This is a genomic window from Streptomyces sp. NPDC047014, assembly GCF_040644195.1.
Taxonomy (GTDB): domain Bacteria; phylum Actinomycetota; class Actinomycetes; order Streptomycetales; family Streptomycetaceae; genus Streptomyces.
Map to the genome: position 1 here is coordinate 64,315 of NZ_JBEYVX010000009.1, position 21,029 is coordinate 85,343.

Below are 21,029 nucleotides of genomic sequence, written 5' to 3' on the forward strand. Positions count from 1 at the left end.
CCCATGGTCCGCGGGAGGGCCGTGCGATAGATTCGGCCTCCCCACGGCTCGTATCTTCCCACTCACCCGGAGACAGGCTTCTCAATGAGCGACATCATCAACGGACTTGGCCGCACGAGCGCCTACGGCGCCCTCGGTCTGGTCCTGCTGATCCTCGGCATCGTCCTCGTGGACGTGCTGACGCCCGGGAAGCTCCCCAAGCAGATCTGGGAGGAGCGCAACCGCAACGCGGCCCTCTTCCTCAGCTCCGCGCTGCTCGGCATCGGCGGGATCGTCTTCACCTCGATCTGGACCACGTACGACGACTTCGGCAAGGGCCTGCTGTCCACGGCGGCCTTCGGAGTGCTCGGTCTGATCCTGATGGCGGTGGCCTTCCTGGTCCTGGACCTGGCCACGCCGGGCAAGCTCGGCGCCATAGTGGTCGACCCGGATCCGCACCCGGCGGTGTGGGTCTCCTCCGCCTGCAACCTGGCCGTCGCCGCGATCGTGGCCGCCTCGATCGCCTGACGCGCGGCACCCCGCGCCGTAGTCCGAGAGCGCCGCTCCGTCAGGGAAGCGGCGCTCTCGGCGTATCCGGTGCTCCGGGGGCCGGGGGCCGGGGACCGCGGGCCGGGGGTGTACGGGGATCAGGCCAGGCCGAGCGCGAAGACCGCGAACCCGGCCGCCAGCACCCCCGCCACCGCCCTGCGTACGACGGGCGACCCGCGCCGGGAGCCCCTTCCGCGGATCGGCGGCGCTTCGAACCGGCGGGTGTACCGGGCGATGACCACCAGCAGCAGCGCGAACACCGGCATCCACGCGGCGCGCGCCACGAGCCAGCCGACGGTCTCCGGCGGCGTCGTCAGCCCGGCCAGCGCGCCCGCGAAGGAACCGGGCACCGCCGCCGCGAGCATGGCCGTCTGGTGCCAGCACAGGATCGTCATCGCGCTCAGGTTGACCACGACCACCGGAGCCCACAGCGCGGGCCGGGCCAGCAGCCGCGCCAGGCGGTCGCGCAGCAGGATCGTGGCGCCCGACTGCGCGGCGGCCAGGGCCAGTACCAGCAACGAGGGCGGGTGCGAGTTGGTGCGCTCTGCGCCCGGTACGCCGACCATCGAGGCCGGGTAGTGGAACACCGCGAGCAGCACCGCGAAGAGCAGCGCCCCGCCCGCCGCCAGCAGCCACGCGCCGCGCCGGGCGATACGGCCCTCGCCCCAGGAGACGCCCAGCTGGTAGGCGAACAGCCAGCCCGGCAGGATGTTCAGCACCGCGAGCCAGGACGGCATCGAGGCGGCGAGCGGGCCGTAACGCAGCAGGTCCACCACGGCCACCGAGGCGAGCAGCGGGGCGGCCGCCCAGCCGCCGAGCCGCTGGGCGGCCCGGACGCAGTACGGGGTGAGCGCGGTGACCACCACGTACACGCCGACGAACCACAGCGGCTGGATCACCAGGGTCGCGCCCGTGCGCAGCGTCGCCTCGGGCACGCCCGCCGCGTACAGCAGGGGTGCGGTGACGGCCCAGACGGCGGTGACGCCGAGTACGGGGCGGCCGAGGCGGACGATCCGGCCCTTGAGCCAGGAGCGGGACGAGCCGGGGCGGCGCCGGTAGGAGAGCGCGGAGGCGTAGCCGCCGACGAGGAAGAAGATGCCGAGCATCTGGAGGACCCAGCTCGCCGGGGCCAGCGCCCCGAAGGCGGAGAGCGGGCTGGCGTTGTGCAGGCCGCCGTCGGGGTCGAGGGTGAAGCCGCCGAGCAGCCAGTGGCCGGTGGGTACGGCGAGCAGCGCGAGGGCGCGCAGGCCGTCGACGGCGCGGTCGCGGTGGGCGGGGGTGCGGCGGTCGATGCGTGCGGCGGTGGCCCGCAGCCGGTCGGGGGTGCTGAGGTGGGTGGGGTGTGTGAGGCGGGTGGGGTGTGTGGGGCGGGTGGTGTTCATCGGGTGTCGCCCTTTGCGATCGCGGCGAAAGCCGTCAGGGAACGGGTGCCGGGGGCGAAGTAGCCGGTGTGGCCCTGGACGTCGTCGGCGGGCACCGGGCGGGCGCCGAAGGCGGCCGAGGTCGGGTCGGCGCCGTGGCCGAGCCCGGCGAAGCGGACGTTCGGGACGTCGGCTATCCAGTCCGAGGGCCCCCGGGCCGCCCACACCCGGGCACCGGTGCGCAGACCGGCGGCGGTGGCCGCGCGCATGCCGGGGGAGCCGAGGGCGACGAGGTCGGAGGCGTCGGTGTCGTGCGCGGCGAGGCCGCAGACCACCGAGCCGTAGCTGTGGCAGAGCAGCACCGGGTCCGGCGCGCCCACCGCGTCCAGCCCGGCGGTGAACCGGGCCAGCCGGGGCGCGGCCGCCTCGGCCAGCCGGCCGTCGGCCGCGTCCAGGCCCACGCCGACCGGGGTGGTGTAGCCGGTCCACGCGACGACGGCCACGTCCGGCCCGGCCGCCGCCCGCAGCGCGCGGGCCATCCCGGCGGGGCCGGTGTACGGGCGGCGGCGCGGGGCGTCGTGGTGGGTGGCGTCGTTGTCCGACCCGGGTACGACCACGGCGACGTGCGCGGCCCGGCCCAGATCCCCGAACACCTCGGCCACCTGGCCGCGGCCGCGCGGGTCGAAGGCGAGGATCTGCCGGTCGGGGGCGGCGAGGGAGGCGTAGCGCGGCTCGCCGGTGGCGGCGACGGCGATGCGGTTGGCCTCGTACCGCAGGGGGAGCGGGGCCCCGTCCAGATTCCCCACCACCAGCGGATGACGGCCTACCAGTACCTCGCTCGCTTCCTCACCCAGCCCGGCGAAGAACCGGGCCACCTCGGCGGGGGCCGCGGTTTCCGGATCGGGCAGCGGACGCCCGGCCACGGAATCGCCCCGCCAGGCGGCGGCCCCCGGCGGCGGCCCGCTGACCACGCCCTGCCGCTCCCCGGACGCCCACCCGGCGGTCCCCCCGACAACGGCCACCGCCAGCACAGCGCTGACCACCGTCCTCCCGATGCGGCGCATGCCCCTTCTCCTCTCCTCGTGACGAGGGGGAAGGTAGAAACCCGACACCACGACACACGTCGCACCAGGGAGCCAAGTCGCATGTCATACCCCGGTAGGGGGTGGAGGAGCCAACAGCCGTCGCCGGCGGCGCAGGGGGGTAACCCGGTTACATCGCGAGGGGGATTGGTGGCAGGGTGAACGCATGGGGGAGCGATGAGAACGCGACAGAAGGGCCCCGGTGCCCCGGAGCCGCAGGAGCCGTGGAACGAGGTCGTACCGGGACTGTGGATGGGCGGCCACTACTGGACCGACGCCACCGGAACCGACCACCCGGTCGTCGTGGAGCGGCAGTTCGACCTCGTCATCAGCCTGTACACCCGCCCGGGACACGGCCCCGCGCCGGGTGTCGAGCACCTGGTCGCGGAGATCCCCGACGGTCCGCTCGACGCCGGGCAGCTCCGTACCGTCCAGGACCTCGCCGCCGTCGCCGTCCGGGCCCTGGGCGAGGGACGCACCGTCCTGGTGCGGTGCCACGCGGGATTCAATCGCTCCGGGCTTGTCGTGGCCCAGGTGCTCATCGGGCAGGGCCGGGACGCGGTGCGGGCCGTCGGGGCCGTGCGGGCCGTGCGGTCGGGGCGGGCGTTGAGTAATCCGGTTTTCGAGGACTACCTCGGGACCGGGCTGGACGTCGCACGGCTCCTCAGCGAGCTGGAGGCGCCCGCGTGAGCGGACAGCGGTGGGGCGGGGGTCACGGGGAGTCGCCCGGGCGGACCAGGCCCGCTTCGTAGGCGAAGATGACCGCCTGGGCGCGGTCGCGCAGGTCCAGTTTGGCCAGGACGCGGCCGATGTGGGTCTTCACGGTCTGCTCCGCCAGGACCAGATGGGCCGCGATCTCCTGGTTCGACAGCCCGCGCGCGATCAGTTCCAGTACCTCCGTCTCGCGCGGCGTCAGCCCTTTCAGCCGCAGCGACGGGTCCTTGCGCGGCGCCGGCCGCTGCTGCACGAAGTCCGCGATCAGGCGGCGCGTCACCGAGGGCGCCAGCAGGGCCTCGCCCGAGGCGACCACCCGTACCGCCGCGATCAGGTCCGCCGGCGGCGCGTCCTTGAGCAGGAAGCCCGAGGCGCCCGCGCGCAGCGCCTCGTAGACGTAGTCGTCGATGTCGAAGGTGGTCAGCATCAGCACCTTCGGCCGGTGCACCACCCCGGGCGGCGGATCGAGGAGTTCCCGGGCGGCCGTCAGCCCGTCCATCTCCGGCATGCGTACGTCCATCAGCACCACGTCCGGGTGCGCCGACCGGGACACCAGGAGCCCCTGCCGCCCGTCGGGGGCCTCGCCCACCACGTCGATGTCCGCCTGCGCCGAGAGCAGGGCCGCGAACCCCGCCCGCACCATGGCCTGGTCGTCGACGATGACCACGCGGATGGTCAACTGCTCTCCTCCGTCTTCCCGTTCGGATCGATGGCCGCCATGTCGCCTCCGGCGGACAGCGGCAGCCGGGCGGCCACCCGGAAGCCGCCGTCGGGCAGCGGACCGGTGTCCAGCGTGCCGCCGGTCAACCGTACGCGCTCCCGCATCCCCACCAGCCCGTGCCCCGTGCCCGCGCTCTCCACCTCCACCACGGCGTCCCGCGCGGGCCCGTTGACCACGAGCACCAGCACCTCGCCCTGGCCCGAGCCCTCCCCCTCGCCCTCGTCCACCGTCACCGAGACCCGCGTCGCCGCCCCGGGCGCGTGCCGCACCACATTGGCCAGCGCCTCCTGCACGATCCGGTACGCCGACAGGTCCACCGCCGGCGGCGCCACCCCCACCGCGGCCGCCGCCAGGGACAACTCCACCGGCTGCCCGGCCCGTACGGTCGCCTCCACCAGCTGCTGGAGCCGCCCGATGCCCGGCTGCGGGGCCAGCGCGGCGCCGTCACCACCGCCGTTCGCGCCGCCGCCGTTCGCCCCGTCACTGCGCAGCACCGTCAGCAGCCGCCGCATCTCGCCCAGCGACTCCCGCGCGCTCGCCGCGATCGCCGCGAACTCCTCCCGTACCGGCTCCGGCATGCCCGGCAGCCGGTACGGCGCCGAATCCGCCTGCACCGTGATCACCGACATGTGGTGGGCCACCACATCGTGCAACTCCCGCGCGATCCGCGCCCGTTCCTCCAGCAGCGTGCGCCGCGACCGCTCCGCCTCGCTGATCACCTCCTGCTCGGCGATCCGCTGCCGCGCGTCCCCCAGACCGCGCAGCGCGGCCGTCAGCGCCAGCACTATCCCGCTGAGCACGAAGAGCAGGGCGGCGGTGTCCGTGGAGCCCGACGGCCGGAAGAAGCCGAGGAAGGCCCCGAGCACGCCCGTCGCGAGCCAGACGCCCACCAGGGTCCGTACGGACTCGCGCAGCCCCAGGCAGGCCATCACCACGAGATAGCCGACGACGGTCATCGGCGGCCACGGCCAGGACTGCCCGCCCACCGTGTCGGCCTGCGTCAGCAGCAGCGCGCCCAGCGTGTCCGCGAGGAGTACGAGCAGCCACGCGGGCAGCGGCCGGGTCACGGCCAGCAGCAGCGGCACGGTCTGCGCCACGCCGAGCGCGCCCGCCCAGCCGCCGTCCGCGCCGTAGTCGCCGATGAGCACGGTGATCGTGACCGGCAGCAGGGTCGTCACGAAGATGCCGACGACGGCGTACGGGAGCAGCCGCTGCCAGGCCCTGGGCGCCTGTGCGAACAGGGGCTGCGCGGTCCGGTCCGGGGTGCGCAGGGCCGGGGCGAGCTGCGCCAGCGCGTCACCGGCCGCCCGGAGGCGGGACCGGCCGCGCGAGGGGGTCGGGGCTTCGTCGCTCATGATCGGTCCAGCCTATGCGGCGCACGGCCGGCCGGCGGGTATGGGTAGGCTGCCGTTCGTCGATCATGGGGAGCGGTGGGCATGGGCGGGGCGGCGGCGCTGGAAAAACTCCTGCCGGTACTGCTGGCCTTCGGCGGGGGCGTACTCCTCGCCCGCCGGGGGATCGTTCCGCCCGAGGCGTCCAAGGCGTTCTCGGACTACGCCTTCCTCTTCGCCGTCCCCTGCTACCTCTTCGGCAATATCTACGCCGCCGATCTCGCCGCCCTCTTCGACTGGCAGGCCATCGGCGGCTACGCGGGGGCGGCGGGGCTCGCCGCGCTGGCCGTTGCGGCGGGAGCGGTCGCGTACGGCCGCCGGGAGCCGCGGGAGGTCGCGCTGCGCGTGATGGCGGGCGTCCAGGTGAACACGGCCTACTTCGCCGTGCCCGTCTTCATCACCGTGTTCGGCACGGCGGCGCCGATCTTCCCGATCCTGCTCTTCCAGGTGTGCGTCCTGTCCCTGGTCGTCATCGCCCTGATGGAACTCGGCCGCCCGGACGCCGGCACTCCCACCGGCACCACCGGCCCGGCCCGGCGGCTCGGCCGCGCCCTCGGGGCCTCCCTCGCCACCCCGCTGGTCCTCGCCTGCAACGCGGGCATCCTGCTCAACCTGCTCTCGGTGCGCGTCCCCGCTGTACTCCTGGACGGGGCCGCCTTCGTAGGGGACAGCGCCTCCCCGGTGGCCCTGTTCGCCCTCGGCCTGCACCTCGGCGGGGCCGGGCTCGGGCTGCGGGACACCACCCGCGAGGAGCTGGCCCTGATCGGCTTCAAGTGCCTGGTGTTCCCGCTGCTGACCTGGGTGGTGTGCGGGGCGCTCGTCGGGGTCCGGGGCGAGTGGCTGGCGTACCTCGTCCTGATCGCCGCGATGCCGACCCCGCAGAACCTGTTCATCTTCGCCCAGCGCTACCAGGTGGGCGTGAGCCTCTCCGCCGCCCTGGTGATCAAGAGCTCCCTGCTGTCCCTCCTGCTACTGCCGCTGTGGCTCCAGACTGTGGTCCCATGACCGCCTCACCGATACCGCCGGTTGCCCCCTCGTCCACCTCGCGCAGGCCGCGGCCACGCGCGGCTGTACGCCGGGCGTGGTCACGTCGCCGCTGATCGTGGTCCCCTTCACCCTGTGGGCGCGGGGGCGGCTGCGGCGGGCCGGGGTGCTGCGGCCGACCCGGGTGCGGGACGTGGTGGAGGGGCTGGCGGTTGCCGCTGGGGCCACCGCGGCCTCGCACGCTGTCGCGCGCCGGGTCCGTCGCCGGTTCGGCTCCTCGTACGGTCGGCAGCCCGGGCCGTGCGCGGGCGCTCAGCCCGTCTTCGCCCCGGCGACCGCCTTCTCGTACAGCTTCCTGATGTCCGCGCCGAAGTACGAGCTGTAGGAGGTGTCCGGCCTGTCGCCGCCGGTCTTCCAGCCGCCGATGACCCCGACTACATCTCCGGTTCCGGTGCGCGCGTCGTAGCGGGTCAGGAACGGGCCGCCGCTGGTACCGCCGGGGTAGCCCGTGCAGTCGATGCGCAGGAAGGAGCCGGGGATCTTCGCGTCCCGGCTGGTGAACTTCGTCGTCCGGTTGACGCACACGCGCGGCCGCGCGGCGGAGGACGGGTGCCCGATCAGGGTGACCCGGGAGTGTGCGTAACCGGCCCCGGTGACCAGCCGGTTCCCGCCGACCACGTCCTGCACCCGGCGGCCGTTCGCCCCCGGCCCCACCTGCGCGAAGGCCACGTCGAGGGCGGCCGCCCGGTTCACGCCCTGGGAGCGGTAGCGCGGGTCGATCCAGACCTTGGACCGCTTGGCGGAGTCCCGGAGGACGGGGAACATGCCGAAGGGGCGCGGCTTGGCCCGGGTGTACTGCGGTACGAAGGCCACCTGCTGGGCGTCCGCGCCGAGCAGGCAGTGCGCCGCGCTGATGACGAGGTTGCGGCCGGGGGAGGCGACGACGCTCGCGGTGCAGAAGTAGGAGCCGCTGCCCTTGACGAGGAACAGCCGGCCGACGACGGGCACCCCGTTGAAGTCCTGCCCGACCCCGGGGCTCACGGCGGGCACCCGGGGTACGACGGGAGGCGCGGGCGGAGCCGGAGGCGCGGGCGCCGGCGGCGGCGAGACAGGCGGCGCGGGCGGGACAGGCGGCGGTGTCGGCTCCGGAGCCGGTGCCGCAGGCGGGTCCGAAGGGGCGGCCGGTGCCGAAGGGGCAGCCGGGGCAGCCGGCGCGGCCGGATCCCTCCGGGGCGGGACACGCGGCACCGGCGGTACGGACGGCAGCGGCGGCATCGGGGCGGCGGTGGCCATCCGCTCGGCGGTCCAGAAGGACTCCGCCTCCTTCGCCCCCCAGCGCCCGGCGGCGGCGGTCGCCGGACCGGGCGCGGGCCGCCCCGCCTCGGCCAGGGCCACCGGCCCCGCGGACACCAGCAGCAGCGCGGCCAGCGCGGCCATCGTCAACGTACGTCGCATGCGGGAGACTCCCTAAACGGCCTGGGGGAAACGGAAGAGCAGGTCCGGGTCGTAGGCGCGCCGGACCTCGCGCAGCCGGGCGAGGTTCGGGCCGTAGTGGGCCTCGCCCCAGCCGTCGAGCTTCGGATCGGTGTAGTTCTGGTACGCGCGCCCACTCGCCCAGGGGCGCAGGTCCTGCCAGAGCCCGTCGAGCCAGCCCTGGTGCCGGGCCACTTCCGCCGCAGAGGCGGAACCGGGCCAGTACACGAGGTACTGGGCGAGGAAGGCGCTGTCGCGGTGGACGAAGGCGGTGGCCCCGGCCGGCACCCGGTTCACGGCGCCCCCGCACACCCCGTCGAGCTGCACCACGCCGGTGCCGCCCCGGGGCGCCTCGGCCGCGTACCGGCGGACGGCCGCGAGCACCGCGCCGGCCGCCGCGTCCGGAAGCCCGGGGTCCGCCCAGAAGTCGGAGCGGGCGGCGTAGGAGTGCCGGCCGAGCCGCCCCCGGGGGTCGCGCCCCGGCAGCGTGCCCGGGAGGCGGCACTGCTCCGGGCTCAGATCCGCGCAGCCGGCCAGGGCCCGGACGGTGTCGGCGTGCGCGCGTACGACGGTCCAGCTGTCCCGGGGCGGTACGCCGACCAGATCGGCCAGCCGCGTCAACTGCCCCTCCAGCTCGGCCCGTCCGTCGAGGCAGAGCACCCGCACGGCGGGCGCCGGCGCCGGAGCCCCCGGCTCCGCCGAACCCGCCTCCACGGTGAACTCCACCTGGCTCCAGAACGGGTCCGGCAGCCCGCCCAGCCAGCGCTGCCAGCCGCGCAGGAGCTCCCCGGAGCGCGCGGCGGGCCAGTGGAGCTCGGCGAAGGCGCAGTCGGCGACCGGGTGCGTCCGGAAGCGGAATTCGGTCACCACGCCGAAGCGGCCGCCCCCGCCGCCGCGCAGCGCCCAGAAGAGGTCCGGCTCCCGGTCGGCGGAGACCTCGCGGACCCGGCCGTCGGCGGTCACCACCCGCGCCCCGGTGAGCCGGTCGGAGGTGGTGCCGTACGCCCGCGACGCCAGGCCGAGACCGCCGCCGAGGGTGAGCCCGGCGATGCCGACGGAGGGGCACAGCCCGGTGGGCACGGACCGGCCGTGCGCGGCGAGCGCGGTGTGCACGTCCCCGAGCCGGGCCCCGGCCCCGATCCGTACGCCGTCGCCGGGCACCCCCGCCCCGACGGACACGGCCGCCATCGCCCCGGTGTCGATGACGAGTGCGCCGGTCCGGGTGGACCAGCCGGCGTAGCTGTGCCCGCCGCCGCGCGCGACCACGGGGACCGCCGAGCGCCGGGCGAAGTCCAGGCAGACGGCCACGTCCGCCGCGTGCGCCGGATAGGCCACCGCGGCGGGGGAGAGGCTGTCGAAGCGCGGCTGGAACAGCCGGCGGGCCTCGGGGTAGTCGGCGTCCCCCGGGAGGACCAGCCGCCCGTCCATCCCGCGCGCCAGGGCGCCGTAGTCCGGGCCCCGGGCCGCCGCGCCGCCGGCGCCGAGGACGGCCGCGGCCGCACAGCCGAGTACGTGGCGGCGTGGGAGGCTCATGCCTCCTTCCTCCCACCGCCCGGCCCGAACCCCGCGCAGGCGGGTCCCAGGCACCGGGGGTTGCCCCCCGAACGGCGCACGGCGGAAACGGTTCGTTTCGTCCTACAAACCCACTGCCCCCACCCCGTACAGCCCCCTGCCGGGCGGTGCCCCCGCCGGGCCCGAGACCCGGTCGGCCGTCAGTTCTTGCGGGCCAGCAGGAAGGCCCGCGGGGAGGGTTCGGCGGACACCGGGGCGCGGAGCAGGCGGGCCGTCTCGGTGAGGCCCGCCCCGGCCAGCAGGTCGGCCATCACGCCGGGCGGGGTGCGGTACACGTCCAGGTCGACGGGATGCCCGAACGCCTCCTCCAGCCTGACCCGCTCGTCGCCCGCCTCGAAGGCGAGCAGGACATGCCCGCCCGGCGCCAGCACCCGGGCGAACTCCGCGAACAGCGACGGCAGTTCCGCGGGCGGGGTGTGCGGCGTCGAGTACCAGGCGAGCACCCCGCCCAGCACCCCGTCGGCCACGTCCAGCGCGGCCATCGACCCCACCTCGAACCGCAGCCCCGGATGGCTGCGCCGCGCCACCGCGACCATCGCCGGGGACAGGTCGACGCCGAAGGCCCGTACCCCGAGCCCGGCCAGGTGCGCCGTCACCCGGCCCGGACCGCAGCCGAGGTCGGCCACCGCCCGCCCGGCGCCGCCCGCCTCATCGCGTACGCACTCGGCGAAGGCCGAGAGCATCGCCCGGTCCAGCGGTCTCCCGTCCAGCTCCGCCCCGAGCAGCCGCGCGCAGTCGACGGCGACGGCGTCGTAGGACGCCCGTACGGAACTCAAGTACGAGGAGTCCGAGGGGTACGGGGAGTACGACGGGTGCGAGGAGGCTGTCATGCCCCTGAACAGTAGCCCGCCCGGAGCCCCGGCTCATCATCCGATCAGCGGATTGGGCAGTTCCGTCCACTGGTCGCCCGGAACCCCCGGACTCAGCCGCATCAGCGTGAGCGCCTTCGTCGGCAGCGGCCCGGTCAGCAGGGCCTCCGTATCGGCCGTGACCGGCAGGTCCGCCGCCTGCGCCAGGTCCTCCGCGAAGGCGTCCGCCGAGCCCGCCGTGGCACCGAGCGCCCCCGCCAGCAGCGAGCCGAACAGCTTGCGGCGCAGCAGGGTCACGTCGTCGTCGACGAGCCTGCCCGACAGCGGCGGCACCGGCACCCCGTGCTCCCGCAGCCGGACCGGGCTGATCCGGATGTCGGCGAGGTCGCGGTAGACCAGCCGTACCGGCGCGCCCGTGGGGGAGAGGACGACCAGGAGGTTCTGGCCATGGGCCTCCAGGGCCACCCCGAGCTCCAGCACCCGCAGGCACACCGACAGCGCCAGCCGGGCGAACTCGGCCCGCCAGGCGGCCGAACGGGCCGGCGGGTAGGAGGCCAGGGAGGCCACCGGAAGCACCCGCTCCCCGGCGGCGCTGTCCGCGTACACCTCGGGCCGCTCCCGCAGTACGGCCCCCAGCTCCGGGCTGTGCGCGGTGGCGGCGCCCAGGGTGCGGGTGATGTGCAGGCGGCCGTCGAGCCGTTCGGCCAGCCCCTGGGCGAAGGCGGACAGGGCCGCCGCCGTCTCGATGGAGTAGACCGAGATGTCCCGGACGGAGGAGGTCAGCCGGGCGCTGAGCGCCGTCTTGACGTGCGGGCCCCCGTCGGCGGGGGCCAGCGTCCGCAGCGCCATCAGCGGATGGGCGGCGAAGCCGGGCCGCAGCCGGTCGTGCCCCCGCATCCGCTCCTTGAGCACGTGCTCCGCCTGCCACGGGTGCACCGGGATCAGGATCCGCCCGCCCTCCCGCAGCTCTGCCGGCCACTCCCCGGTGACCAGGCACTCCTCGGCCCCTACGGCGGCCAGCCCGAGCCGGACCACCGGCGCGTGCTCGGGGGCGTACGCCAGCTCCTCGGCCACGGAGAAACCGGGACGGGACCGGCAGTTCGGGTGGTAGGGGTGGCCGTCGACCACCCGCTGCTCCCACTGCCACAGGGAGTCCGCCGGACCCTCCTCCCCGGCAGCCGCCCGGCCCGCCCGGCCCGCCCGGGACAGCGCCAGGGAGGCCGTGCTCCCGTCCAGCTCCGCCGCGAACCCCTCCCCGTGCGGTACGCCGAGCGCCCGTACGAGGGATCCGGCCCGGCGGTGCGGGCGGCCGTCGAGCAGCACCTCGTCCACGTACGCCGCCGTCGCGTACGGGTCCGGCAGCGGGCCCTCCAGCAGGCGCCCCCCGGCCAGCCGCAGCCTCAGGCCGTCGGCCGCCCGCTCCCGGCCGACGATCCAGGGCAGCGGCTCGTAGGCCAGGGCCCGCCACAACCGGGTCAGCACGGCCGCCCGGGCGCCGTCCAGCGCGGCGGCGTAGGAGGGCCCGAGCCCGGGCCGAAGATCGGCCAGTTCGGTGGCGACTGCTTTTTCGGCCCCGGAAGGGGGAAGGTTCATGCTGCGCTCCGGCATCGGAATATCGCTTTTCGGGATGATCAAGTAATCATTGCTGATACCGAAGATCACGGCTGGTGGTCGCGCCCCGCGCGCCTCCGCCGGCCACCGGATGGACCGAATGGAACCAGTGGACCTCAACGCCGCCGCCGACGCCTACGCCGCCACCCCGCTGCTCAACTGCCTCCTCCGGGAGGCGGCCGAGCCGCAGCGGCCCGACGGCCCGGCCGATCCCCGCGTACACCGGCTGCGCGGCAGCGGACGGCTGCTGCGCGTGCACGGCGGGCGCCGCCCCGAGCGCCCGGAACTGCGCACCTCGGACGGCTGGCACCCGCTCAGCCACAGCGAACTGGTCAAACTGGTCTCCGACGAGCTGCGCCGCTACACCGGCGTCACCAACGACGAGCTGCCCGTCGAGATCGACGACAGCCGCGACGCGATCGCCGCACTGCTGCGGGCCCGCACCGCCGCCGAGCCCCCGGAGGACCCGTACCTGCGCTCCGAGCAGTCCCTGGTCATGGGCCATCCGCACCACCCGGCCCCGAAGTCCCGGGGCGGGGCCCCGGCCGGGAGCTGGCTGCCGTACGCGCCGGAGGCGCACGCCCGGTTCCCGCTGGTGTTCCTGGCGCTGCGCGAGGACCAGGTGGTGGAGGAGGGCGGTCCGGCCGCCGCCGAGGCCCTGGACTCCCTGGCCGAGCTCCTGGACGGGCCGCGCGCCCCCGCCGGCTACCGGCTGCTGCCCGCGCACCCCTGGCAGCTCGACCTGGTGGCCGAGCGGCCCGCCGTCCGCGAGGCGTTCGCCGACGGGCGGCTGCTGCGCCTCGGCGAGAGCCGCCGCCCCGCCTGGCCCACCGCCTCGATCCGGACCTTGTACGTACCGGAGTACGCGGCGGAGCGCGCACCGGACGCGGCGGCCGACCTCTTCGTGAAGTTCAGCCTCGACGTCCGCATCACCAACGACGTGCGCCGGCTGTGGCGGCACGACCTGCTGAAACTGCGCCGCACCGACGCGGCCGTCGTGGCCGGGTTCGCGGCGCTGCGCCGCGACGGGGTCTCGCAGGCGGCCTGGCTCGGTGACCGCGGCTACCGCACCGCCGCCTTCGCCTTCGAGGAGCTGGCCGTCCTGGTCCGCGACGGCCTGCACGCCCACACCCGGCCCGGCGCCACCCCGCTGCTGGCGGCGGGGCTCGCGGAGGGCTACCCGGGCAGCCCGCCGGCCGGTGCGGCCGACCCGCTCCGCTGGTGGCGGGCCTATCTGCGGCAGGTGGTGCCGCCGGTGCTGGAACTCTTCGCGCGGCACGGCGTCGTCCTGGAGGCCCACCTGCAGAACACCCTGGTCGCGGTCGACGCGGAGGGCATGCCGGTGCAGGCCCTCTTCCGGGACGCGGAGGGCGTGAAGCTCCTGTCCGAGCTCGCGCGGGAGGACGCCTGGCAGCGGCTCGTCTACTGCCTGGTGGTCAACAACCTCACCGAGATCGCCGGGGCGCTGGCCGGTCGGTATCCGGACATCTCGCCGTTCCTGTGGCCGGCCGTACGGGAGGAACTGCTCCGCTACCGGGACACCCGCGGGCTGCCCGAGATCACCGCGCTGCTCAGCGCGCCGGACCTGCCGGCGAAGACGAACCTCCTGCTGCGGTGGACGCGGGCGGACGGCGCGGACGCCCGCTACCAGCCGCTGCCGAACCCCCTGGCGGGCTGACCCGGGCGGGGGCCGCGCGGGGGCCTGTAGGCCGGGGCGGGGGCGCATATGCGGGGCGGGGTGCGGAATCGGCCAAGGTGGGCGGCCTGCCTTCACCTAAAGGTATAGACCAATGCTAGGTTGGTCGGGCAGACCGCGCAGTCCTTGACCACCCGTCAGAGGCGTCAGAGGAGAAGCCATGCCCTCCCCTTCGCGGGATGGCGGCCCGGCCGCCATGCCCAAGTACCAGCGGATCGCCGCAGCGCTGCGCCGCGAACTCGAACGCGCCGCCCACACCCCCGGCGGCCGGCTGCCCTCCGAGCGCACCCTCGCCGCCCGCTACCAGGTCAACCGGCAGACCGTCCGGGCCGCCCTCCAGCACCTGCGCGAGGACGGCCTCGTGGTCACCGGCCGACGCGGCAGCCGCCCGGCCGCCCCCGCCGCGGCGGCCGTGCCGGTGGCGGCCGCCGGCCCCCTGGCCTCCGTACCGGCCCTCACCCGCAGTTGGGTGGCCCTGGACACCGCCCCGCCCCCGCTCGCCGCGCTCCTCGGCATGTCCGCCGCCGACCGCACGCTGGTGCGTCACCACCGCGAACGCGGCCGCACCGGCGCGACCCTGCGGCACGCCGCCACCTACGTCAGCCCGCGCGCCGTCGCCCGCAGCCCCGAGCTGGCCGCCTGCCGCGACCGGGCCGCGTACGGCCGCGAGGAGGAACCGGCCCCGCTGCGGCGCTGGCTCGACCGGGCCGCGGCGGCCGGCCGGGTCGCCGAGACCATCACCATGACCCGTACCACCCACCCGCCGGCCCCCTCACCGGCCTGCGGGCTCACGGTCCGCCGCACGGTGCACGACACCTCCGGGGCCCTGCTCGCCGTCACCGACCTGGCCTTCCCGACCTGGGACCGGCTGACCTTCCACCGGGACCCGGCGGCGGTGGGATTCCTCGTCACCTAGCCCCCTACGGCGGGCAGCGGTTCCGGGCGCGGTTCCGCTTCCGGGCGTGAGGTGGATCACCTTTGCGTTTGCTCCGGTGAAGGGCCGGGCATCGGCGCTGCTGGAGCGGAACCACGTCTCCCACCGCTGGTCGGCGGAGTCGTGGCGCACGCGGGCCGATCCCGTCCCGCTCCACGGCCCGCCGGCCCGTCCGGCGCGCGCCGTACCCCGTACGACTCGTGAGGTTCATGTGTCCACGCTCCAGGCCGAGCACGTGTACAAGGTGTTCGGAAGGAACCCCGACGAGAGCGCGGCAGCCGTCCGCGCCCTCGAAAGCGGCAGCGACCGCGACGAATTGCGCGCCGAAGGCGCCACGGCGGCGGTGATCGACGTCTCGTTCGAGGTCGAACCGGGCCAGATATTCGTCGTCATGGGCCTGTCGGGTTCGGGCAAGTCGACGCTGCTGCGCATGCTGAACGGACTGCTCGAGCCCACCTCGGGCCGCATCCTCTTCGGCGGCCAGGACCTCACCGGACTGAGCGCGCGCGAGCTGCGCGCCGTACGGTCCAAGAAGATCTCCATGGTGTTCCAGCACTTCGCGCTGTTCCCGCACCGCAACGTCCTGGAGAACGCCGGCTACGGCCTGGAGGTGCAGGGCGTGCCCCGCGCCGAACGCGAACGCCGGGCCGCCGAGGCCCTGGCCCTGTGCGGGCTCGAAGGCTGGGAGCAGTCCTGGCCCGACGAGCTCTCCGGCGGCATGCAGCAGCGCGTCGGCCTGGCCAGAGCCCTCGCCACCGACGCCGACCTGCTGCTGATGGACGAGTCGTTCAGCGCCCTCGACCCGCTGATCCGGCGGGACATGCAGGACCAGCTGCTGGAGCTCCAGCGCACCCTGCGCAAGACCATCGTCTTCATCACGCACGACCTCAACGAGGCCATGCGCCTCGGAGACGGCATCGCCGTGATGCGCGACGGCCGCGTGGTCCAGCAGGGCACCGCCGAGGACATCCTCACCCGCCCCGCCGACGACTACGTCGCCTCCTTCATCCAGGACGTGGACCGCTCGCGCGTGCTCACCGCCGACGCCGTCATGGACGAGCCCGACGCCGCCGCGGACACCTGCGACTGCCCGACCGTGCACCCCGACACACCGATCGCGGACCTATGCGCGGTCAGCGCGCGGGTCCCGCACGCCGTCGCGGTCACCGACGAGGAGGGCGCCGTCGTCGGCTCCGTCCCGCAGGACCGGCTGATCGCCTTCATCGGTGACGAGCAACGGCCGCCGATGGCCTGCGCGGAGGTGGCCGCCTGATGCCGCGTCTGCACCTCGGCGCCTGGGTCGACAGCGGTGTCGACTTCCTCCAGAGCCACCTGTCCTGGCTGTTCGACGCCATCAGCGCGGTCGTCACCGGCCTCTACGACGGCATCGACGCCGTCCTCTCCGCCCCCGCCCCGCTGCTCTTCGCGGGCATCCTGGCCGTCGGCGCCTGGTGGCTGCGCGGGCTGCTCGCGGGCCTGCTCGCCTTCGCCGGGTTCGCGCTCGTCGACTCCGTCGGCCTGTGGTCCGACGCGATGTCCACGCTGTCGCTGGTCCTCGTCGCGACCCTGGTCACCCTGCTGTTCGCGGTCCCGCTCGGTATCTGGGCCTCGCGCTCGGACCGGGTGAGCGCCGTGCTGCGGCCGGTCCTGGACTTCATGCAGACCATGCCGGCCATGGTCTACCTCATCCCCGGCATCATCTTCTTCGGCGTGGGCGTCGTCCCCGGCATCATCGCCACCATCATCTTCTCGCTGCCGCCCGGCGTCCGGATGACCGAGCTGGGCATCCGCCAGGTCGACGGGGAACTGGTCGAGGCCGCCGAGGCGTTCGGCACCACGCCGCGCGACACCCTCGTACGCGTCCAGCTGCCGCTGGCCCTGCCGACCATCATGGCGGGCATCAACCAGGTCATCATGCTGGGCCTGTCCATGGTCGTCATCGCCGGCATGGTGGGCGGCGGCGGCCTCGGCGGCGCCGTCTACCGGGCCATCGGCAATGTCGACATCGGCCTCGGCTTCGAGGCGGGCATCTCCATCGTCATCCTCGCGATGTACCTCGACCGTATGACGGGCGCCCTCGGCCGTCAGGTCTCCCCGCTGGGCCGCCGTGCCCTCGCCAAGGCGCAGTCCGCCGCCGCGGGCGCGGCCCGCGTGTGGAACCACCGTCCCCAGCCCGCCCACGCCCTCGCGGGGGCCGTCGTACTGGCCCTGGTCGCGGGCGGCCTCGGCACCTTCGGCGGCGGCGCCGCCGAGGACGGCCCGACCGGCGCCGAGAACGTCGGCAAGGGCCGCACGGTGTCCCTGGGCTACATCCCGTGGGACGAGGGCATCGCCTCCACCTTCCTGTGGAAGGAGCTCCTGGAGCGCCGCGGCTTCAAGGTCGACGCCCGCCAGCTGGAGGCCGGCGCGCTGTACACCGGGCTCGCGGGCGGCCAGATCGACTTCCAGACCGACGCCTGGCTCCCCGTCACGCACGCCCAGTACCTGGAGAAGTACGGCGACAAGCTGGACGACCTCGGTTCCTGGTACGGCCCCACCTCGCTGGAGCTGTCCGTGCCCTCGTACATGAAGGACGTGCGCTCGCTGGCAGACCTCAAGGGCAAGTCGGACCGCTTCAAGGGCCGCATCATCGGCATCGAGCCGAGCGCCGGGGCCATGTCCATCCTCAAGGACAAGGTCCTCAAGGAGTACGGCCTGGAGGGCGAGTACAAGGTCGTCGACGGCTCGACGCCGGGCATGCTCGCCGAACTGAAGCGCGCCTACGAGCGCAAGGAGCCCGTCGCGGTGGTGCTGTGGTCGCCGCACTGGGCGTACTCCACGTACGACCTGACCAAGCTGGAGGACCCGAAGGGGGCCTGGGGCAAGGGCGACGGCATCCACACCCTGTCCCGCAAGGGCTTCGCCTCCGACGAGCCGGAGGTGGCCGAGTGGCTCCGCTCGTTCAAGCTGACGGAGGAGCAGCTGACGGGCCTGGAGGCCAAGATCCAGGAAACGGGCAAGGGCAAGGAGCAGCAGGCGGTCCGCGCGTGGCTCAAGGACCACCCGGAGATCACGACTCCGGCCTCCTGACCCCGAGGTCTCCCAGCCCCACCCCACCGGCCGCGCCCGAAGAGCCCCCGAGCTCTCCGGGCGCGGCCGGTCTGTTGTGCGCGGGGGCTGCCGGGCGTTACGGCTTCGGGTCGGGGGGTGGGGTCGCGGCGCGGACGAGGTTCTGTTCCAGGCGTTCCAGGGTGCGCAGGGATTCCGCGCGCTCCGCCTCCGAGAGGCCCGCTGTGGAGATGTCCTCCAGCTGGCTCCACACCCGCTCGACCTCCTGCCGCAGCGCCTGGCTCGCCGCCGTCGGCTCGATGATCGAGACCCGCTTGTCGGTGGGCGACGGGCGGCGGCGGACGAAACCGGCCTGTTCCAGGCGGCGGACCGTGCGGGTCATGGTGGCCGCGTCGGAATCCATCAGGCGCACCAGGTCGATCTGCCGCTGCGCGCCCAGCTCCCACAGGTGCATCATCACCAGCTCCTGCCCCGGGTGCAGCCCGATCCGCCGCAGGAGCTGCCCCGCGTACATCCGGTGCAGCCGGGCCAGCCGGAAGATCGCGTGGCTGATCGGACCGCTGCCCGCCGCGCCCGGTACCGGGACGGTGGGCGACTGCGCGCCCGCTTCTGGGGTTCCTTCGGCTTCCGGGCTCGGCCGTGGCATCTGATCCTCATTCCGCTGCTTGGACAGCATGATTCTAGCCCGGCGGCGGGCTGCGGGTCCGCCGGTCTCTCCGTGGTGCGTGCGTATGCCCAGCTCGGAGGCGATTGCGAGGGTGCGGGGGAGGGGGGCGGGAATGGACCGGGTGGGTTTACTGTTCAGACAAGTGATTTACTTGTTCGGACAGGCAATCGCCGCCTCCGACCCCGCCCGCCGGGGTTCGCAGCGGCCCCCACCCACCCCAGGAGCCCAGCCATGACCACCGCATTCGACCCGATCGTCCTCGGCGGCCGCACCCGCCTCGCGAACCGCCTCGTGATGGCGCCGATGACCCGCAGCCGCGCCTACGGCCCCGGCGCCGAGCCGACCGCGCTGATGGCCACCTACTACGCCCAGCGCGCCGCCGCCGGCCTGATCGTCACCGAGGGCATCCAGCCCTCCGCCGTCGGCCAGGGCTACCCCGACACCCCCGGCCTGCACACCCCCGGCCAGGTCCGTGCCTGGCGGACGGTGACCGACGCCGTGCACCGCGAGGGCGGCGTGATCTTCGCCCAGCTGATGCACACCGGCCGCATCGGCCACCCGAGCCTGCTGCCCGACGGACTGACCCCGGTCGCCCCCTCGGCGGTGGCCGCGCAGGGCCGCGTATTCACCCATGAGGGCCCCAAGGACTACGTCACGCCCAAGGAGCTGACCGACGCGGAGATCCGCCGGACCGTCACCGACTTCGCCGACGCGGCGCGCAACGCTGTCGAGGCCGGCTTCGACGGCGTGGAGATCCACGGCGCCAACGGCTACCTCCTCCACCAGTTCCTCGCCGACAACACCAACCACCGCACCGACGCCTGGGGCGGCTCCACCGAAGGCCGCATCCGCTTCGCGGCCGAGGTCGTCACCGCCGTGGCCGAGGCGATCGGCGGCCACCGTGTCGGCCTGCGCATCTCGCCCGGAAACCGGTACAACGACATGACCGAGGACAACCCGGGCGAGATCTACGGAGCCCTGCTCGACCGGATCGCCGGCCTGGACCTGGCCTACCTGCACCTGATGGAGGGCCCGGACCGCTCCCTGACCGCGCGGCTGCGCTCGGCGTGGCCCGGCACCTTCGTCCTGAACCCGTTCACCTACCCCGAGGTCACCGGCCCCGACGCGCTCAAGCTCATCGAGGACGGCAGCGCGGACGCCGTCGCCTACGGCGCCCTGTTCCTGGCCAACCCGGACCTGCCCCGACGGCTCAGCGCCGGCGGCCCGTTCAACACCCCGGACCAGTCCACCTTCTACGGCGGCGACCACAAGGGTTACACCGACTACCCCACCCTGACGATCTGAGCCCAGCCCCCGCCGAAGCCCTCACCCCGCACCCCCCTACGGGAGTACTCCATGTCCCACGCCATCACCTTCTCCGCGTACGGCTCGCCCGACGTCCTCCAGCTGTCGGAGGTCACCCCGCCGGAGCCCGGCCCCGGCCAGGTCCGCATCCGGGTACGGGCCGCCTCCGTGAACCCGCTCGACGTGAAGCTCCGCTCCGGCCTGATGGCCGCCGCGGCCCCGGCCCGCTTCCCCGTGATCCCCGGCCTCGACGCCGCCGGTGTCGTGGACGCCGTCGGTGAGGGGGCCGGAGCGGCGGTCGGCGACGAGGTCCTCGGCTCCGCGGTCGGCGGCGCCTACGCCGAGTACGCGCTGCTGGACCGGCCCGTGGCCAAGCCGGAGGGCATGCCGTGGGAGCTCGCGGCCTCCCTGGTCACCGTCGGCCGCACCGCCGCCCGGGTCCTGGGGGAGCTGGGCGTGGAGCCGGGCCAGACCCTGCTCGTCCACGGCGCGGGCGGCAGCGTGGGCACGCTCGCCGTACAACTGGCCACCGCCCGCGGCATCACCGTGATCGGCACGGCGGGCGAGCGCGACCTGGAGCGCGTCACCTCGTACGGGGCCACCGCCGTCCGCTACGGCGACGGCTGGGCCGAGCGCGTACGGGCCGCCGCGCCCCAGGGGATCGACCGCGTCCTCGACGCCTCGGGCGCGGGTGTCCTGCCGGACTCGGTCGCCCTGACGGGCGCCAACGCCCATGTCCTCACCATCGCGGACCTGAACGCCGCCCAGCACGGAGTCCGTTTCAGCGCGGGCGGGCCCGCCGCCCCCGGCGAGGACTCGTTGCCGCAGCTGGTCCGGTCCGCGGCCGCAGGCCACCTCGCCCTCCCCGTCTGGCGCACGTACCCCGTGGCGGAGGCCGCGGCCGCCCACCAGGCCCTGGAATCCCACCAGAACCAGGGCAAGATCGTCCTCGCACCCTGACCGATCCGGGCCGGCCGCCCCGCCCACGCCGACGGGACTCAGCGTGACGCGGTCGTCGCCTCCGTGGTCGGGGCCGGGTCCGGGCCCGCACCCGCACCCGCACCCCAGGCCCCCGCGCCCGAGCCCGCCCACGGGCCCGGGCCGCGGGAGTCGGCCGCGGTGACGCCCGTGCC

General features: G+C 74.8%; 18 protein-coding genes and 1 pseudogene. 10 read left to right on the top strand and 9 right to left on the bottom strand.

Annotation, left to right across the window (positions count from 1 at the left end; all coding sequences use genetic code 11):
* Positions 1-84 precede the first annotated feature (84 nt).
* On the top strand, positions 85-507 hold the full coding sequence (locus ABZ873_RS08520; protein WP_360867233.1) for a DUF350 domain-containing protein: 423 nt from the start codon (positions 85-87) through the stop codon (positions 505-507).
* A gap of 119 nt (positions 508-626) precedes the next feature.
* Here the strand turns inward: ABZ873_RS08520 and ABZ873_RS08525 are convergent, their stop codons facing one another.
* Positions 627-1,910 (bottom strand): acyltransferase, encoded by a 1,284-nt coding sequence (locus ABZ873_RS08525; RefSeq protein WP_360867237.1) that lies wholly within the window; start codon positions 1,908-1,910, stop codon positions 627-629.
* Entirely contained in the window at positions 1,907-2,953 is a 1,047-nt protein-coding gene (locus ABZ873_RS08530) for an alpha/beta hydrolase (protein WP_360867240.1), read from the bottom strand. The genes ABZ873_RS08525 and ABZ873_RS08530 overlap by 4 nt, the downstream gene beginning before the upstream one ends.
* Positions 2,954-3,148: 195 nt before the next feature.
* Between ABZ873_RS08530 and ABZ873_RS08535 the strand changes: the two genes are divergently transcribed.
* Positions 3,149-3,661, top strand: coding sequence for a protein phosphatase (locus tag ABZ873_RS08535; RefSeq protein WP_360867243.1), 513 nt, complete (start codon positions 3,149-3,151; stop codon positions 3,659-3,661).
* A gap of 22 nt (positions 3,662-3,683) precedes the next feature.
* Here the strand turns inward: ABZ873_RS08535 and ABZ873_RS08540 are convergent, their stop codons facing one another.
* Positions 3,684-4,364 (bottom strand): response regulator transcription factor, encoded by a 681-nt coding sequence (locus ABZ873_RS08540; protein WP_360867246.1) that lies wholly within the window; start codon positions 4,362-4,364, stop codon positions 3,684-3,686.
* Positions 4,361-5,761 carry a histidine kinase gene (locus tag ABZ873_RS08545; protein WP_360867249.1) on the bottom strand — a complete coding sequence of 467 codons (1,401 nt, stop codon included), beginning with the start codon at positions 5,759-5,761 and terminating at the stop codon, positions 4,361-4,363. The genes ABZ873_RS08540 and ABZ873_RS08545 overlap by 4 nt, the downstream gene beginning before the upstream one ends.
* Before the next feature lie 81 nt (positions 5,762-5,842).
* On the opposite strand from ABZ873_RS08545, the gene ABZ873_RS08550 reads away from it, so the two are divergent.
* Both ABZ873_RS08550 and ABZ873_RS08555 read left to right on the top strand, forming a co-directional pair.
* Positions 5,843-6,802, top strand: coding sequence for an AEC family transporter (locus ABZ873_RS08550; protein ID WP_360867252.1), 960 nt, complete (start codon positions 5,843-5,845; stop codon positions 6,800-6,802).
* Positions 6,803-6,830: 28 nt separating this feature from the next.
* Positions 6,831-7,046 (top strand): annotated as a pseudogene (locus ABZ873_RS08555) (HXXEE domain-containing protein); the annotation flags it as partial.
* Between the two features lie 47 nt (positions 7,047-7,093).
* Here ABZ873_RS08555 and ABZ873_RS08560 read toward each other — a convergent pair.
* The 4 genes from ABZ873_RS08560 to ABZ873_RS08575 all read right to left on the bottom strand — a co-directional run bounded on the left by ABZ873_RS08560 (position 7,094) and on the right by ABZ873_RS08575 (position 12,228).
* Positions 7,094-8,236: a trypsin-like peptidase domain-containing protein gene (locus ABZ873_RS08560; protein ID WP_360867255.1), complete on the bottom strand. Its 1,143-nt coding sequence runs from the start codon at positions 8,234-8,236 to the stop codon at positions 7,094-7,096.
* A 12-nt stretch (positions 8,237-8,248) separates the two neighbouring features.
* Positions 8,249-9,787, bottom strand: a complete 1,539-nt coding sequence (locus tag ABZ873_RS08565) for an FAD-binding protein (protein WP_360867258.1) — start codon at positions 9,785-9,787, stop codon at positions 8,249-8,251.
* 179 nt (positions 9,788-9,966) lie between these two features.
* Positions 9,967-10,656 carry a class I SAM-dependent methyltransferase gene (locus tag ABZ873_RS08570; RefSeq protein ID WP_360867261.1) on the bottom strand — a complete coding sequence of 230 codons (690 nt, stop codon included), beginning with the start codon at positions 10,654-10,656 and terminating at the stop codon, positions 9,967-9,969.
* 36 nt (positions 10,657-10,692) lie between these two features.
* The gene (locus ABZ873_RS08575; protein ID WP_360867263.1) at positions 10,693-12,228 is read right to left on the bottom strand and encodes an IucA/IucC family protein; all 1,536 of its coding nucleotides are present in this window, start codon (positions 12,226-12,228) and stop codon (positions 10,693-10,695) included.
* 109 nt (positions 12,229-12,337) lie between these two features.
* Between ABZ873_RS08575 and ABZ873_RS08580 the strand changes: the two genes are divergently transcribed.
* The 4 genes from ABZ873_RS08580 to ABZ873_RS08595 all read left to right on the top strand — a co-directional run bounded on the left by ABZ873_RS08580 (position 12,338) and on the right by ABZ873_RS08595 (position 17,945).
* The gene (locus ABZ873_RS08580; protein ID WP_360867471.1) at positions 12,338-13,924 is read left to right on the top strand and encodes an IucA/IucC family protein; all 1,587 of its coding nucleotides are present in this window, start codon (positions 12,338-12,340) and stop codon (positions 13,922-13,924) included.
* A 178-nt stretch (positions 13,925-14,102) separates the two neighbouring features.
* On the top strand, positions 14,103-14,858 hold the full coding sequence (locus ABZ873_RS08585) for a GntR family transcriptional regulator (RefSeq protein WP_360867266.1): 756 nt from the start codon (positions 14,103-14,105) through the stop codon (positions 14,856-14,858).
* Between the two features lie 229 nt (positions 14,859-15,087).
* Entirely contained in the window at positions 15,088-16,149 is a 1,062-nt protein-coding gene (locus ABZ873_RS08590; RefSeq protein WP_360867474.1) for a betaine/proline/choline family ABC transporter ATP-binding protein, read from the top strand.
* Positions 16,149-17,945 (top strand): ABC transporter permease/substrate binding protein, encoded by a 1,797-nt coding sequence (locus tag ABZ873_RS08595; protein WP_360867269.1) that lies wholly within the window; start codon positions 16,149-16,151, stop codon positions 17,943-17,945. The genes ABZ873_RS08590 and ABZ873_RS08595 overlap by 1 nt, the downstream gene beginning before the upstream one ends.
* A 97-nt stretch (positions 17,946-18,042) precedes the next feature.
* Here ABZ873_RS08595 and ABZ873_RS08600 read toward each other — a convergent pair whose 3' ends face one another.
* Entirely contained in the window at positions 18,043-18,570 is a 528-nt protein-coding gene (locus ABZ873_RS08600) for a MarR family winged helix-turn-helix transcriptional regulator (RefSeq protein WP_360867272.1), read from the bottom strand.
* A 252-nt stretch (positions 18,571-18,822) separates the two neighbouring features.
* Here ABZ873_RS08600 and ABZ873_RS08605 point away from each other — a divergent pair, with 252 nt between their 5' ends.
* Positions 18,823-19,896, top strand: coding sequence for an alkene reductase (locus ABZ873_RS08605; protein ID WP_360867275.1), 1,074 nt, complete (start codon positions 18,823-18,825; stop codon positions 19,894-19,896).
* 51 nt (positions 19,897-19,947) lie between these two features.
* Complete coding sequence (locus ABZ873_RS08610) at positions 19,948-20,856, top strand: NADP-dependent oxidoreductase (RefSeq protein ID WP_360867278.1); 909 nt, start codon at positions 19,948-19,950, stop codon at positions 20,854-20,856.
* Positions 20,857-21,029 lie beyond the last annotated feature (173 nt).